Raw genomic sequence first — 16,447 nt, 5'->3', positions numbered from 1 at the left:
AGACATGGTCGAGAGTGACGGCGCGCCCCGCCCTCCATACGGCTTCACCTCAGGTGAGCTGGCCTTCCAGGCAAACCCTCAGAGGGAAGCGGCGACGCCGGGAAAGCGACTTGCGGCGGCTGAGCGACCTGTGATTGACACACGACTCAGCGTCATGCCAACGTCGAAGCGCTTCGACTGCACGATCTGCGATCGAGGAAAGCCGTACGCCGCCCGGTCCGCAGTCACCCACGCTTCCCGCGCGTTCTCCTTCGACCTCCTGCAAGGGACTTCTCAGGTGAGTACTGCCGCCACACCCCCCGAGCCGCCCACCACCGACCTGCCGTTCCGTGACCCCGCGCTGCCCCTCGCACAGCGAGTCGACGACCTGATCTCCCGGCTGACGCTGGACGAGCGCATCGAGCTGCTCTACCAGTACTCACCAGGAGTCCCCCGTCTCGGGCTGGCCCCCTTCAAGACCGGCACCGAAGGCCTGCACGGCGTGTCCTGGCTGGGGCCGGCCACCGTGTTCCCGCAGGCGACAGGGCTGGGGGCCACCTGGGACGAGGAGCTGCTGCACGAGGTCGCCACGGCCGTCGGTACCGAGTCCCGCGCCTTCCACCAGCGCCCTTGCGGCGATGGCCACCGGCACAGCCTGCAGGTGTGGGCCCCCGTGGTGAACCTGTTGCGCGACCCCCGCTGGGGCAGAAACGAGGAGGGGTATGCGGAGGATCCGGTGCTCACCGGCCGGCTCTCCGTCAGCTTCTGCCGCGGGCTGGCCGGGGACCACCCGGTCTATCTGCGCACGGCACCGCTCCTGAAGCACTTCCTCGCCTACAACAACGAGGACGAGCGCGACCTCACCTCGTCCGTGGTGCCGCCCAGGGTGCTGCACGAATACGACCTCGCCGCCTTCCGCCCGGCCATCGCCTCCGGCGCCGCCACCGGCGTCATGCCGGCCTACAACCTCATCAACGGCCGTCCCTGCCACGTCAGTCCACTGCTGGAGACAGAGGTACGGCGCTGGGCCGAGCCCACCGGTCACGAGCTGTTCATCTGCAGCGACGCCGGAGCCGTGACCAACCTGGTCGAATCGGAGCACTACTTCGACGACCACCCCACCTCCCACGCGGCGGCGGTACGTGCCGGCGTCGACAGCATCACCGACATGGGCGAGGACGGCAGCCTCACCCTCGGCAGACTCCGCACGGCGGTCGACCGCGGACTGCTCACCGAGGCCGACATCGACCGCGCCGCGCGACGCCATCTGTCGATCCGCTTCCGCCTCGGCGAGTTCGATCCGGACCTCGACCCCTACGCCGGCATCCGCGACGACGTCGTGGACAGCCCCGCACACCGGGCGCTCGCCTTGCGCGCCGCCACGGAGTCGGTGGTGCTGCTGAAGAACGACGGCGCACTGCCGCTGTCACCGGCCCCCGGCGGGCGCGTCGCGCTCGTCGGTCCGTTGGCGGACACCCTCTTCGAGGACTGGTACAGCGGCACCATGCCGTACCGGATCACCATCGCCACCGGCCTGGAGGCGGCACTCAAGGAGCACGGCACAGAAGTGGTCCGCGCGGAGGGAGTCGACCGGATCACGCTGCGCGCCGCCTCCACCGGAGGCCTCCTGCGCGTCCCGGCGCTCGACCCCGGCGGGCCCATGGTGGCCGGTGCTCCGTCGGACGAACAGGAGGCGGGCGGCAACGCCTGCCACGACCTGTTCGACTGGGGTGAAGGAGTGCTGACCCTCCGCAACGCGCGCACGGAGCGCTACGTGACCCTCAAGGACGGGGACCTCACCCTCGCCGCCGACCAGACGCAACCGAACGGCTGGTTCGTCCACGAGACCTTCCGACTGGAACCCCAGCCGGACGGCACTGAACTGCTGCGCAACATCAGCAACGGCCGATACGCCGCCGTGGACCCCGCCACCGGCCGGGTCACCCTCTGCGCCGAAGCCCCCGAGAAGGCGGAACGCTGGACCCGAAGGGTCGTCAGGGACGGAATCGCCGAAGCCGTCGCGGCCGCCGCCTCGGCGGACGTCGCCGTGGTCGTCCTCGGCAACGACCCGCACATCAACGGCCGCGAGACCGAGGATCGTACGGGCATCTCGCTGCCGCCCGCGCAGGAAGCCCTGCTGCGCGCCGTCGCCACCGAGCGCCCTGAGTCGGTGCTGGTCGTGATGAGCAGTTACCCGTACGCCGTCGACTGGGCGGACAAGCACCTGCCCGCCGTGGTGTGGACCTCCCACGGCGGGCAGGAGACGGGCCGAGCGCTCGCCGGGCTCCTGCTCGGCGAGGCCGAACCCTCCGGACGGCTCCCGCAGACCTGGTACCGCGGCGACGACCCGCTGCCCGGCCGCCTCGACTACGACATCATCAGCGCCGGCTGGACGTACCAGTACCACGACGCCGCACCGCTTTACCCGTTCGGGCACGGCCTGTCCTACACCAGCTTCGCCTATTCCGACCTGCGGCTGTCCGCCCGGGAAGCGGCACAGGACGACACCCTGACCGTGAGCGTCGAGCTCACCAACACCGGAGGGCGCTCGGGCACCGAGACCGTGCAGCTCTACACTCGCGCACTCACCGCCCGCCACCGTGCGCCCAGACGCAGACTGACGGACTTCCGCAAGGTCTCCCTCGCCGCCGGTGAACGACGGCGGCTGGAGTTCGACATGCCCGTTGCGGCCTTGGCCCATTGGTCCGTCTCAGCCGGCGCCTTCGCCGTGGACCCGGGCGAGTACGAGATCCTCATAGGGCACTCGGCCGAAGCCATCGCCCTGACGGCGCCCCTCACCGTGACGGGGCCGTCGGCCCTCCCCGCACGCAGTCTCATCGGCGGACGACTGGAGGCCGTCGACTTCGACGAGTGCGTGGGCGGCACGCTCGTCGACGCAACCCGGGAGAAGGGGGAGGCGGTCACGCCGGCAACCGGTGCCCTCCACTGCGGACTGCGCTACCGCTCGGTCGACCTGGGCGGACCGCCAGACGGACCGCGCGTCATCATGGCCGAGGTGTCCCGCACGACCGAGGACGCGACCGTCGAGATCTACGCCGACGGCGGCCCCGGTATCGGCACCTTGCTCGTCGGCCTCCATGTCCCCGCCGGCACCGACGGCCGGTACGACTGGCGCACGGTCAGCGCGCCGATCCCGGCGGGGGTGACCGGGGTGCACGATCTGCATCTCGTTCTGCGGGGCAGTGTCCACCTGGCCGCGATCGCCGGCGGGACGCGGTAAGGACCGGTGGGACGCGGTGAGGAAGACGGTCCGCCGTCGCGTTCCACACCTACTGAGCATTGACCCGGGTGGTCCGCGCGGAACTATCCTTTGCCCGAACATGGGGCGTCCGCGCTCCGGCCGCGTCGTCGTACCGGAGGGGGCCGGGCGGACATGCGACAGATCGCACGCCATGACGTCGTCTTCGTCGCCGGCACCGCCGGAGAGCATGCACTGACCTGGTCGCAGAAGGCCCATGAACGCGAAGGATGCCACCCCCATCTCCACGGCCCCCGCAACAGGAACCAACGGATGGCGCGGGTACTCGACAGCACACCCGACATGGCCGCGGTGCTTCATGCCTTCGCCGCGGTCATGGCTCACTTCGAGGCGCTGCGCACGCTGTATCCACGTGACGCGGACGGGCACCCTCGCGCGGTCGTCGTGGCCTCCGGCGTGCTCCAGGTCGACGAGTACGCCTCCGACGCCCCGGCGACGAGCGACGAGCTGAGCGCCCTCACCCTTCGACTGGCCGAGCCCGGATTCGGCCCGGACGACCTGCCGTTGCGGGCCGCCGTCGTCACCGTGGACGGCAGCCCCCGCCACATCGCGCTGTCATTGCACCACTTCTCGGCGGACACGACGGCCGCCCGGATCGTGGCCGAACGCCTGGCCCGACTGGCCGCCGATCCGGGCGCCGACCTCGGTAGGGGGTGGCAGCCGAGGCAGATCGCGGGTTTCGAAGCCAGTCCCTCGGGGCTGCGGCACGCCCATCGTGTCGACGCCCACGACCGGGCCATGCTCCGTCAGTCCGCCATGCCCGAACTCCAGGTGCCCGCGAGCCACAGGGGCGCCCTCTACAACTTCGTTTGCCTCGACTCGGCGGCGGTCGCGCTCGCGGCAGCCGGTCTGGCGAAGCAGTACCGGACATCCGTGGCCGCCGTCCTGCAAGCCGCATACGCCTGCGTGCTCGCCGAGCACCTCGGCATCGAGAAGTGCGTGTTCAACACCGTGATGGCCAACCGGCAGACCACCTTCGCCCGCGAGGCGGTGGCCCATATCGCCGGCAGGGTCCTGGTCCCGGTCGACACGTCCATGGGCAGTGACCGGTTCCCGGCGCTGTGTCGTGCCGTCGACGCGGCACTCGTCAAATCCTCCTCCGTCAGCCTGCGAGAGCCCGAGCGCTACGCCAGGTCCCTGGACGAAGTCTCCGCCGAACTGGGCCGCTCCGCGGACAACCCGTACATGGTCAACATCCGCCCCATTGCGCCCCGCACGCTGATCCGGGCTCGCGTGGACAGGGCACGGCAGGACTTCGAGCGAGCCATGGCGTCCAGCCGGTACGGACGATTCCCCAAGAACATCGACACCTACTCCGGAAAGCTCTGCTTCGTTGTATGGGGCATGTCCGAGACGGCCGGAATCAGTCTCGGGACGGATGCGGCGTCGTTCGACGCCACGGATCTCGAGCAGTTACTGCGGTCCTTCGAGAGGCGGCTGGTCGGAGCGGTGCTCGGCGGTCACGCCGCACGGAGCGGCTCCTTCGCCGGCGCGTAGGGACACGGCGCCCTTGAGGCGTTTCCGCACCGGCGGGGCACTGCCCCGCCAGGCATGCCGGACGTATTGACGCCTCCTGCTTCCCGCACTTAACGTCTGGCGGATCTTACGAATGCCGTTCGATTTGTCGGACAACTCGCTTGGGTGGACAGGCAGTTGGCTCCGGAGGTTCCCCCGGGCCGAGCGCCGGGAGGCACACCGTACGGCCCACCAGCGGTCAGGACCTGGGGCGGAGACCTGGTCGACCACCGCTGACCTCGCCGCACTCCGAAGGCCGCCGGGCCCGGACAAGAGAGAAAGGGAGTCGTAGGGGAACAGGACGCCGCAGCGGCACAGGCGAAGAGCCGCCTCACAGGAGCCGAAAGAGCCACAGACCGTCGCTCGCCAGGTGGCCCGCGCCGCGAAGCCCCCTCCGGGCCACCGGCCCGGCCGAGCGGCCGTGCTACCTCCGCCCCTGGATCCGCCTTGGAGGTCGATGCGTTCGCCGGAGAATCTCCTCCAGTTGGTACGGCCGCCGCCGTTCTCACCGTCATGGGCTCGGTCACCGCGGCGCCCGCGTCCGCCGCGACGCCGGGGAGCTGGACCTCGGTCCAGCCCGGTGTCGCACAGACCGGCTGTGACGGCGTGCACGCCACCGTGGCGCCGGATGCGAACGGCGCCCTCTCGCTCGGCGCGACCTGGAACTGCCGCCAAGCCCTGATACCCGCTCCGATCGGGCTGGTGACCAGCCAGGCCGACTTCACTACCGGACTCGAGTTCGTCAGTCGTACGGACACACCCAGGCGCGAAGACCATCCAGTACGCGTACGAAGCCAACGCGAACGCCAACGACGAATGGCTGGCGGAAGACGCGGGCAACGGCCGTATCCGGCTTCTCAATCACCACAGCGGTCTCTACCTCACTGCGGGCAGCGCCCAGGGCGACCAGTTGGAGCAACGCCCGTTCGACGGCGCCGACCACCAGATGTTCACCGTCTCCTGATGCCGCTGAACGAGACTGCCACTCAGCACTCAGTGGTACATCACCGGGTCAGAACCCTGCGCTCCCCAGCCGGGGCTGTGGTCGAGGGCCACAGCCCCGGTGACGGCGGCGATGCGGCGGAGGCGGCCACGGCGTCCGCCCCGTCGAGCCCGCCGACCGTCAGCGGCGGGAGTCTTCCGGCGGAACCAGGGCTCGTCCAGGCCCGACGACGGCCGAGTCGCCGACCGCTCGAACACGGCCCACCGTGGTGCGGTACTCGGCGGCGCGCTCGGTGAACAGCGTGACGAAGTCCGGCCCCGCGTGGTCGGAACGACGACGGGGCGGGAGCGGTACGTCGTCGGAGCTCTCGGAGCCTGTACGCCGGCCAGCGCCTCCCGCACCGCGCTCAGAAACTCCCTCGCGGCCCGTTCATCGTCGTCTCTTCCCTTCCGCCCCGTACGGTCTTCCTCCGGCACTGTCGTCCGCGCCGCCCTCCTCGCACGGCGCCACCGGGCCACGGGCGGTCCTCGTCCTGCTTGCAGTCCGCGAGGGGTTCCTTCCGGAGGCGGGAGCGCTCTCGCACCGCGATGGCCCGGTGTTTCGAACGCGGATCGAATTGCCGGACATGGTCGGCGCCGAACGTAGAGGGAGCCCCGCACGGAAGTCAACTGATGCGGCAGTAACGACTTTTCCGTGATCCAGGCGCCACGGAATACACCGGAACGGAACCCGCCGGAAACATTGACGGCACCCCGTCCCAAATCTATCTTCTGATCGAACTGCCGTACATCGTTCGCAATTTCGAACAATGACGCCCCTCGCCACGGCGATTGGCCAAGCGGACCGGCCGGGCCCGGAGGAAGAGTTGTCCATGAATCCCAGGCCTCGTTGCCCAGCAGGGCTGCCGCCCGGTTCACAGTCGCCGGCTCCGGGCGGAGTTCCGACGAGCGAACAGGACCAGCCGCAATGCCGGAGGAGTCTCACGCGCCTCGGTTCTCGCCGGCATGGCGGCCGGGACAGTAGCCGCCCCCAACGCTTCCGCTGCGATGTCGTCGGCCTGCCACGTATGACGCCACATCGGCGGGAGACAAGCCCGTGACGTACTGCATCCGGCCGTCGGACATGCGAGCGGACGCACTGACGACCAAGCAGTCGCTCTCCCCCCTCACCGAAAGGTTCAGGATGTCTTCCTCCGTCAGCAGACGGCGCCTCCTGCAAATGGCCGGGGCCACCGCCGCTGCCTCTGCCACCGGATCCTTCATCGGCAGTTCTCCCGCCCACGCGGCCATTCCCCCCGCAAGGGCCGACATCGGGGTCTCCGCCCACCCCTTCGAGCTCGGCCAGGTCCGGCTCACCGGAAGCCGGTGGCTGGACAACCAGAACCGTACGCAGAACTACCTGCGGTTCGTCGATGTCGACCGGTTGCTGTACAACTTCCGAGTCAACCACCGGCTGTCCACCAACGGTGCGGCTGCCACGGGCGGTTGGGACGCGCCGGACTTCCCCTTCCGCACCCACGTCCAAGGGCACTTCCTGACGGCATGGGCACAGCTCTACGCGGTGACCGGGGACACCACCTGCCGGGACAAGGCAAATTACATGGTTGCGGAGCTGGCCAAGTGCCAGGCCAACAACAGCGCCGCCGGTTTCAACGCCGGGTACCTCTCCGGCTACCCCGAGTCCGACTTCACCGCTCTCGAGCAGCGGACCCTGAGCAACGGCAACGTGCCGTACTACACCATCCACAAGACCCTCGCCGGCCTGCTGGACGTATGGCGCCACATCGGCAGCACACAAGCCCGGGACGTGCTGCTCGCCCTGGCGGGGTGGGTCGACTGGCGCACCGGCCGGCTGACCAGCCAGCAGATGCAGGCCATGCTGCAAACCGAGTTCGGCGGCATGAACACCGTGCTGACCGATCTCTACCAGCAGACCAACGATGCGCGGTGGCTCACCGTCGCCCGACGGTTCGACCACGCCGCGGTGTTCGACCCGCTGGCGTCCAACCAGGACCAGCTGGGCGGCCTGCACGCCAACACCCAGGTACCCAAGTGGATCGGGGCCGCCCGCGAGTACAAGGCGACCGGCACCACCCGCTACCGGGACATCGCCACCAACGCCTGGAACATCACCGTCAACTCGCACACCTATGCCATCGGCGGCAACAGCCAGGCGGAGCATTTCCGCGCTCCGAACGCCATCGCCGGCTTCCTGAACAAGGACACGTGCGAAAGCTGCAACACCTTCAACATGCTCACCCTCACCCGTGAGTTGTTCGCGCTGGACCCGAACCGGGCCGCCCTGTTCGACTACTACGAGCGGGCGTGGCTGAACCAGATGATCGGCCAGCAGAACCCGGCCGACAACCACGGCCACGTCACCTACTTCACCCCGCTCAACCCGGGAGGCCGACGCGGTGTGGGCCCGGCGTGGGGCGGCGGTACCTGGAGCACCGACTACGGCACCTTCTGGTGCTGCCAGGGCACCGGCCTGGAGATGCACACCAGGCTGATGGACTCCATCTACTTCCGCAGCGACAACACGCTGATCGTGAACCTGTTCGTGCCCTCGGTGCTCAACTGGTCGGAGCGCGGAATCACGGTCACCCAGACCACGTCGTACCCCGTCAGCGACACCACGACCCTGCAGGTCACCGGAAACGTCAGCGGAACCTGGGCGATGCGCATCCGCATCCCGAGCTGGACCACCGGGGCCACCGTCAGCGTCAACGGCGTCGCCCAGAACATCACCACCAACCCCGGCAGCTACGCCACCCTGAGCCGCTCCTGGAGCTCCGGCGACACGGTCACCGTTCGCCTGCCCATGCGGATCGTCATGCGAGCGGCCAACGACAACAGGAACGTCTCCGCGGTCACCTACGGCCCGGTGGTCCTGTCCGGCAACTACGGTGACTCCGCGCTCAGTTCCCTCCCGTCGCTGAACACGTCCTCGATCAAACGGACCAGCAGCAGTTCGCTCGCCTTCACCGCCACCGCCAACGGCTCCACCGTCAACCTGGGCCCGTTCCACGACGCGCACGGCCACAACTACAGCGTCTACTGGAACGCCGGCGGCAGCGTCCGTCTGGTCAACGTGGGCAGCGGGCTCCTGCTGGGGATCCAGAACATGTCCACGGCCGACGGTGGCCGCGCGCTGCAGTGGTCGGACAACGGCACCGCCGACCATGACTGGTACATGATCACCGACGGGAACGGGTTCCGCTTCCGCAACGCCCACAGCGGCAAGGTGCTCGGCGTCCAGAGCATGTCCACGGCGGACGACGCGACCGTCCTGCAGTGGTCGGACAACGGCACCGCCGACCACAGATGGACGCTGCTCGACCAGGGAGACGGGACCTACAAGATCCGCAACGAGAACAGCGGCAAGTTGCTCGCCATCGCGGACAACTCCACCGCTGTGGGCGCGTTCGCAGTCCAGGACTCGGACGACGGTACCGCCGACAACCGGTGGCGCATCGTCAGGAACTGAGATCTGCCCCGGAACCAGGTCTTGGTCGCTCTCTGCCCTTCACTCTGCTCGACGCTGCGACCATTGTTCGACATGCCGAACGAAAAGCGCAGTACATCAGTCCGGACCGCCCCCGACGGGGCCGACCGGAACCGCTCACCCAAGGAATGAGGTCCCCATGCTCAGACGTACTCTCAGCCGCAGGCATCTGTCCGTGCTGCTCGCGGCTTTGGTCGCTTCGGCGGCGACGCTCGTCGCCAACCCGGCTCAGGCGGCCACCACCGGTGCCTTGCGCGGCGTTGGTTCCGACCGGTGTCTCGATGTGCCGGGCGCCAACCAGACCGACGGCACGAACCTGCAGATCTGGGACTGCCATGGCGGGACCAACCAGCAGTGGACGCTCACGGACAACAACCAGCTGACCGTGTACGGCAAGTGCCTCGATGTTCCGGGCCACGCCAACACGGCAGGTACCCGGCCGGTGATCTGGTCCTGCAACGGCGGTACGAACCAGCAGTGGCGGGTGAACTCCGACGGCACGATCGTCGCCGTGGAGTCCGGGCTGTGCCTGGACGTCAGTGGCGGCGCCACGGCCAACGGCACGGCGGTGCAGCTCTGGAACTGCACCGGCAGCAACAACCAGAAGTGGACTGGCCTGTCCGCGCCGCCGGGCGGCACGTGTGCTCTTCCGTCGACGTACCGGTGGAGCTCGACCGGCGCGCTGGCCCAGCCGGCGAACGGGTGGGCCTCACTGAAGGACTTCACCACCGTGACGCACAACGGCCGGCACCTGGTCTACGCGACCTACTCTGACGGGTCGTCGTGGAAATCGATGGGGTTCGCTCCCTTCACGAACTGGTCGGACATGGGCTCGGCCGGGCAGATCGCCATGCCCTCGTCCGCGGTGGCTCCCAAACTGTTCTACTTCGCGCCCAAGAACATCTGGGTGCTGACCTCAAACGGGTGGGGCACCCAATGGCCCTTCGTCTACCGCACCTCCAGCGACCCCACCAACCCGGCCGGCTGGTCCGCGCCGCAGCCGCTGTTCACCGGCAGCCTCCCTGACGGCAGCGCGATCGACCCGACCATGATCGCCGACGGCCAGAACATGCACATGTTCTTCGCCGGTGACAACGGCAAGATCTACCAGTCGACCATGCCGATCGGGAACTTCCCGGCCAGCTTCGGCTCGTCGTACACGACGATCATGAGCGACACGGTGAAGAACCTGTTCGAGGCGCCGGAGGTCTACAAGGTCCAGGGCCAGAACCAGTACCTCATGATCGTCGAGGCTCGGGGTGCGAATGAGAACCGCTTCTTCCGCTCGTTCACGGCCTCCAGCCTGAACGGTCCGTGGACCCCTCAGGCCGCCACCGAGAGCAACCCCTTCGCCGGCAAGGCCAACAGCGGAGCCACCTGGACCAACGACATCAGCCACGGTGACCTGGTCCGCAACAACCCCGACCAGACCATGACCATCGACCCCTGCAACCTCCAGTTCCTCTACCAGGGCCTGTCCCCCAACGTCCCGCCGAACACCTCCTACATACAACTGCCCTACCGGCCGGGCCTGCTCACCCTGCAGCGCTGACCCGCGGGCACACGACCAGAACGCTTGTGACCGTGCCTGACAGGCACGGTCACAAGCCGCTTCCGCCTCATCTCCCAGGAAGGCCCCCATGGTCCCCCTACACAGACGACTGCTGCGTCTCCTCACGGCCACCGCACTGACGCTCACCGCCTGCGTCACCGCCTCAGCAGGCACGACCGCCGAGGCCGCACCCGGCAGCCCCGCGCTCACCCCGCCGCTGGGCTGGAACAGCTGGAACAGCTTCGGATGCGGGATCACCGAGGCGCAGGTCCGCGAGGCCGCCGACGCCATGGTGTCCTCCGGCATGAAGGACGCGGGCTACCAGTACGTCGTCGTCGACGACTGCTGGTTCGACCCGCAGCGCGACGCGGCGGGCAATCTGCGGGCCAACCCGACCAAGTTCCCCAGCGGCATGAAGGCGCTCGGGGACTACATCCACGGCAAGGGCCTGAAGTTCGGCATCTACCAGGCCCCCAACGAGAAAACCTGCGCCCAGGGCGTGGGCACCTACCCCGGCTCCACCGGCAGCAAGGGCCACGAGGCCCAGGACGCCAACACGTTCGCCTCATGGGGCGTCGACTACCTCAAGTACGACTGGTGCTCCGGCAACGGCACCCTCACCGAGCAGATCGCACAGTTCACCATCATGCGCGACGCCCTGCGCGCCACGGGGCGCCCGATCGTCTACAGCATCAACCCCAACAGCTTCCACGCCCCCACCGGCGACAAATACAACTGGGGCGAGGTCGCCGACCTGTGGCGGACGACCGAGGACCTGCTCGACATCTGGCAGAACAACAACACCAACAGCTATCCCATGGGCGTCGGCAACGTCCTCGACGTCACCGCGCCGCTGGCCGCACAGTCCGGACCGGGACACTGGAACGACCCCGACATGCTGGTCGTCGGCCGCCCCGGCCTGACACTGACCGAGTCCCGCTCCCACTTCGCCCTGTGGTCGCTGATGAGCGCCCCGCTCATGGCCGGCAACGACATCCGCACCATGTCCGCCGACGTGAGCGCCATCCTGCGCAACCCCCGCCTGCTCGCGGTGAACCAGGACTCGCTGGGCGCGGGCGGGCGCCGGGTCCGCGACGACGGCAGCACCGAGGTGTTCGCCAAGCCCCTGTCCGACGGCTCCGTCGCGGTGGGCCTGTTCAACCGGGGCGAGGGTGCCGCGACGGTCACCACCACGGCCGCGCAAGTCGGCCTGTCCGGCAGCTCGTTCACCCTCACCGACCTGTGGACCGGCGGCACGTCCAGCACCTCCGGGCAGATCTCGGCGAGCGTCCCCGCGCACGGCGTCGCCGTGTTCCGGGTGAGCGGGGGCAGCCCGCAGGCCGCCACCACCGCACGCCTACGCGGCACCGGGTCCGGCCGCTGCCTGGACGTGGACCGCGCCTCCACCGCAGCCGGGACGACCACGCTGATCTGGGACTGTCACACGGCCGCCAACCAGCTGTGGACCACCTGGGCCGGAGGCGAGATCCGCGTCTACGGCGACAAGTGCCTGGACGCCTCCAACCAGGGCACCACCAACGGCACGCCGGTCGTCATCTGGCCGTGCAACGGCCAGAACAACCAGAAGTGGACCACGCAAGCCGACGGGTCGATCCGCAACGTCCACGCCGGGCTGTGCCTCGACGCCAACGGGGCCGGCACCGCCAACGGGACCCCAGTCATCCTGTGGACCTGCAACGGCCAGAACAACCAGAAGTGGACCACGCTCCCTTGACCCGCCACCCCTACCACCGCGCGGGGAGCCGCCCGATCGGTTGAGAGCCGTCCCACGACAGCATGCCAAGACGGGTGCTCCAGTGGCCCTGCCCTGACTCCGCCGGACGAGCAGGGCAGGGCACCTCTGGTGCGGTGAACCACCCGCGCGACGGGGAGCCGATCCCGAGTGGGGCGCAACCGGCGAACTGAACACGAGCAATGTCAGACATGGGATGTTCGCGCGTCAATATCAGCGAGGACCGGAGGGGCGAGCAGGTCGCCCCAGCAGCGTTCTCGGCAAGAAACAACGCAGGACTCCCCTTCGTGGCACCGATCCCTGATATCCGCCATTCATGGGATGTTCCAACCGTGATCGTGGTATCTATACGGATGCGCTTGCGAGACGGGTTCGAGCCGACCCGCTCGGCGCGTGCTCCCCTCCCCCACCCGACCCGTTCTGCCAGTACGTCAGGCGGCCGCCGACGCCGAAGGGAAGTCGTCGCGGCCGAGTTGCGGGCACGAACGGCGATCATCCCCGCTGATTCAGCTATCACTCGCAGAAGAGGACGCCTGCATGAGAAAGTCCTGGATCGTACCCCTGTTCACGCTTGTCGCTGCCACGCTCGGGGTGACAGCGGCAGGTGTGACCCCTGCCTCCGCCGCCCCCGACACGCCCTTGCGGGTCATGCCGTTGGGCGACTCCATAACCTGGGGCGTGGGAAGCAGTACGGGCAACGGCTACCGGGGCCCGCTGTGGAACCAGCTTGCGGCGGACGGCCATCCGCTGGACTTCGTCGGCACGGTGCGGAACGGTTCGATGTCCGACCCCGACAACGAGGGCCACTCCGGGTACCGCATCGACCAGATCGCCGCCCTCGCCGACGCCTCGCTGACCCGTTACCGGCCCAATGTGGTGACGCTGCACATCGGTACCAACGACCTCCAAGGGGCCTCCGAGGTCGACAGCGCCATCGCCCGGCTGAGGTCGCTGGTCAACCAGATCACCGCCGACGTCCCCGACGCAACCGTCCTCGTCGCCTCCCTGGTCGTGTCCACCAGCAGCTCGGAGGAGCGGTGGCGGGGCACGTACAACCAGGCCACCCGCCAAATCGTCAGCGACGCACAGGCCGCGGGCAGACACGTCGCATTCGTCGACATGAGCGGCTTGACCACGGCCGACCTGGCCGACCCCCTGCACCCCAACGACTCGGGCTACCAGAAGATGGCCGACGCCTTCCACCGCGGCGTCCAGTCCGCGGACAGCGCCGGGTGGGTGAAGAACCCCGCCCCCGCCCCCGCACGCGTGCAGTCCGGAATCACCGGCAAGTGCATGGACATCAACGGCGCCAACAGCGCCGACGGGACCGCCGTACAGACGTGGAGCTGCGGCGACGGTGCCAACCAGTACTGGTCCGCCTACACCGACGGCACCCTGCGCTCCCTGGGCAAGTGCCTCGACGCCGCCGGCGGCAACACCGCCAACGGCACCAAGGTGCAGATCTGGTCCTGCCACGGCGGCGCCAACCAGGTCTGGCAGCCCTACAACGGCGGCTACCGCAACCCGGCCTCCGGCCGCTGCCTCGACGTTCCGGGCTCCTCCACGGCCGACGGCACGCAGCTCGTGCTGTGGGACTGCAACGGCGGCTCCAACCAGAAGTGGACCACCCTGACCGCCGGATGAACCCCGCGCCCGGGGCCTGAGCCGGGCTCAGGCCCCGGGCGAAACGACGCGTGGGGCGACAGGCGTCAGACCGCCCAAGCCGCTGCAGGCGCCGCCGCACACGGTATCGCCACCGTGGCACGGCGCCCGCACGGACGCACATGTCCGGGCCTTGAGAAGAACAGAGGAACCTCTTGACCTACAGCATCCGCGCGGGCGGCCTGGAGCGCCACACCGCCGAAGAGATCCTCCGCATCGAGCCCTGGGGGCCGCACGCGGTGCGGGTCCGGTCCTCGGCCGGGGCCGTCGATCCCGCCGCTCCCGGAGCGCTGGAGAGCCCCTCCCCCTCCAACCCCTCCCCCTCCCCGCACGCCGAACCGTCCGTACGGGACGACGGGTCCGCTCACCTGCTCAACGGCCGCCTCGCCGTCGAGGCCGCCGCGGACGGCCGGCTGAGGTTCCTGCACGCCGCCTCGGGCCGTGAACTCCTCGCCGACAAGGCGCCGTACAGCCACCATGCCGGCCCCCGTGTCCATGCGGCGGGCGGCCGGACGGAGCAGCACTTCGAGGCGTACGACGGGGAACGGCTGTTCGGCCTGGGGCAGCATCTGCACGGGCGCCTGGACCAGAAGGGCTGTGTGATCGACCTCGTCCAGGGCAACACCGTGGCCGCCATCCCAGTTCTCCACTCCTCGCGCGGCTACGGACTGCTGTGGAACAACCCCGCCACCGGCCGGGTCGAACTGGGTGCCGACACCACCCGGTGGACCGCCGACGCCGGCGGGCGCGTCGACTACTGGATCACCGCCGGCGACACCCCGGCCCAGATCATCGACGCGTACACCGGGGCCACCGGGCGCCCGCCCCTCCTCCCCGAGTGGGCGTCAGGTTTCTGGCAGTCCAAACTGCGCTACCGCACCCAGGACGAACTCCTCGCGGTGGCACGGCAGTACAAGGAGCGCGGGCTGCCGCTGTCCGTCATCGTCTGCGACTTCTTCCACTGGCCGAGGATGGGCGACTGGCGTTTCGAGCACAGCGAGTGGCCCGACCCCGCCGCCATGGTCAAGGAGCTGACAGACCTCGGAGTGAAGCTTGCCGTCTCGGTGTGGCCGACCGTCGAACCCGACAGCGACACCTACGACGAGCTGCGCACCTGCGGACACCTCGTTCGGGACGCGGACGGCGGACTGCTCACCTTCCCGTGGCCGTCCCGGCACAGCGGGGACGCGCTGACCCGCCCGATGGCGTACTACGACGCCACCCACCCCGGCGCACGCGCCGCGCTGTGGCAGCGACTGAACAACAACTACCGCTCGCTGGGCGTGGGGTGCTTCTGGCTGGACGCCTGCGAGCCCGATCTGCCCCGGAAGGTAGCCGACCGCGCCGTATACGCGGCCGGACCCGCCGCCGAGGTCGCGCACCTCTACCCCGTGCTGCACACCCGCGCGGTGGCCGACGGCCTGCGCGCGGCGGGCGAGGACCGCCCGCTGTCCCTGGTCCGCTCCGCGTGGGCGGGCAGCCAGCGTCACGGGGCCCTGCTGTGGTCCGGTGACATCCCCACCACCTTCGACTCCCTCGCGCGCCAGATCAGGGCCGGGCTGAACGTCGCGATGAGCGGTATCCCCTGGTGGAACACCGACATCGGCGGCTTCGGCGGCGGCGACCCGGACGACCCCGCGTACCGTGAGCTGCTCATCCGGTGGTTCCAGTACGGCACCTTCAGCCCCGTCATGCGGCTGCACGGGGACCGGATGCCCAACTACCCGACCTTCTCCGCGGACATGACCGGCGGGCCGAACGAGGTCTGGTCCTACGGGGAGCAGGCATTCGGCATCCTCCGGTACCACCTGATGCTCCGCGAGCGCCTGCGCCCGTACCTGACACGGCTGTCCGAGGACGCCCACCGCACCGGCGCCCCACCGATGCGCCCGCTGTTCTTCGACTTCCCCGAGGACGAACATGCGTGGGACGTGGACGACCAGTTCCTGCTCGGACCCGACGTGCTGGTGGCACCCGTGTACGCGGCGGGCGCGCGGACCCGCCAGGTGTACCTGCCGGCCGGCGTCCGCTGGCTCGACCCGGTCACCGGACACATGCTGGAGGGCGGTACTCCACTCGAGGTGGACGCCCCACTGGAGCGCGTTCCCGTCTTCGTCCGCGAGGGTGCCAACGTCGCCGCTGTGCTCGGCTGACCTCCTTTGGCCGTAGGCCTGCTGATCGCCGCGAGGACCATGCGCCCGCCGCCTCCGCATACCCCTGGGGGTGACACGACCGCGCTCGCGCCGGACCGGGTCA

Annotated in this window: 7 protein-coding genes; all 7 read left to right on the top strand. The window is 69.2% G+C overall.

The window, feature by feature from the left end; genetic code table 11:
• The first annotated feature begins 277 nt into the window (after window positions 1-277).
• The 7 genes from EJ357_RS42235 (at window position 278) to EJ357_RS42195 (ending at window position 16,344) form a co-directional block, all read left to right on the top strand.
• Window positions 278-3,220, top strand: a complete 2,943-nt coding sequence (locus tag EJ357_RS42235) for a glycoside hydrolase family 3 protein (protein ID WP_126397335.1) — start codon at window positions 278-280, stop codon at window positions 3,218-3,220.
• 153 nt (window positions 3,221-3,373) lie between these two features.
• Window positions 3,374-4,756: a condensation domain-containing protein gene (locus EJ357_RS42230; RefSeq protein ID WP_126397333.1), complete on the top strand. Its 1,383-nt coding sequence runs from the start codon at window positions 3,374-3,376 to the stop codon at window positions 4,754-4,756.
• Between the two features lie 2,143 nt (window positions 4,757-6,899).
• Window positions 6,900-9,206: a beta-L-arabinofuranosidase domain-containing protein gene (locus tag EJ357_RS42215; RefSeq protein WP_126397331.1), complete on the top strand. Its 2,307-nt coding sequence runs from the start codon at window positions 6,900-6,902 to the stop codon at window positions 9,204-9,206.
• 157 nt (window positions 9,207-9,363) lie between these two features.
• A complete protein-coding gene (locus EJ357_RS42210) occupies window positions 9,364-10,776 on the top strand; it encodes a non-reducing end alpha-L-arabinofuranosidase family hydrolase (RefSeq protein ID WP_126397329.1) in 1,413 nt (470 codons plus the stop codon).
• Between the two features lie 88 nt (window positions 10,777-10,864).
• Window positions 10,865-12,511 (top strand): glycoside hydrolase family 27 protein, encoded by a 1,647-nt coding sequence (locus EJ357_RS42205; protein WP_126397327.1) that lies wholly within the window; start codon window positions 10,865-10,867, stop codon window positions 12,509-12,511.
• Between the two features lie 555 nt (window positions 12,512-13,066).
• The gene (locus EJ357_RS42200; protein WP_126397325.1) at window positions 13,067-14,173 is read left to right on the top strand and encodes a ricin-type beta-trefoil lectin domain protein; all 1,107 of its coding nucleotides are present in this window, start codon (window positions 13,067-13,069) and stop codon (window positions 14,171-14,173) included.
• Window positions 14,174-14,346: 173 nt separating this feature from the next.
• Window positions 14,347-16,344, top strand: coding sequence for a glycoside hydrolase family 31 protein (locus EJ357_RS42195; RefSeq protein WP_126397323.1), 1,998 nt, complete (start codon window positions 14,347-14,349; stop codon window positions 16,342-16,344).
• The last annotated feature ends 103 nt before the right edge of the window (window positions 16,345-16,447 follow it).

It is taken from the genome of Streptomyces cyaneochromogenes, from assembly GCF_003963535.1.
Classification (GTDB): Bacteria; Actinomycetota; Actinomycetes; order Streptomycetales; family Streptomycetaceae; genus Streptomyces; species Streptomyces shaanxiensis.
The sequence above is the reverse complement of the archived record's forward strand: the minus strand, read 5'-3'. Positions and strand labels throughout refer to the sequence as shown.

Excerpts from the sequence above, each read along its gene's own strand:
- EJ357_RS42230 (WP_126397333.1), top strand. The coding sequence starts at position 3,374 with ATGCGACAGATCGCACGCCATGACGTCGTCTTCGTCGCCGGCACCGCC.
- EJ357_RS42215 (WP_126397331.1), top strand. The coding sequence starts at position 6,900 with ATGTCTTCCTCCGTCAGCAGACGGCGCCTCCTGCAAATGGCCGGGGCC.
- EJ357_RS42210 (WP_126397329.1), top strand. The coding sequence starts at position 9,364 with ATGCTCAGACGTACTCTCAGCCGCAGGCATCTGTCCGTGCTGCTCGCG.
- EJ357_RS42205 (WP_126397327.1), top strand. The coding sequence starts at position 10,865 with ATGGTCCCCCTACACAGACGACTGCTGCGTCTCCTCACGGCCACCGCA.
- EJ357_RS42200 (WP_126397325.1), top strand. The coding sequence starts at position 13,067 with ATGAGAAAGTCCTGGATCGTACCCCTGTTCACGCTTGTCGCTGCCACG.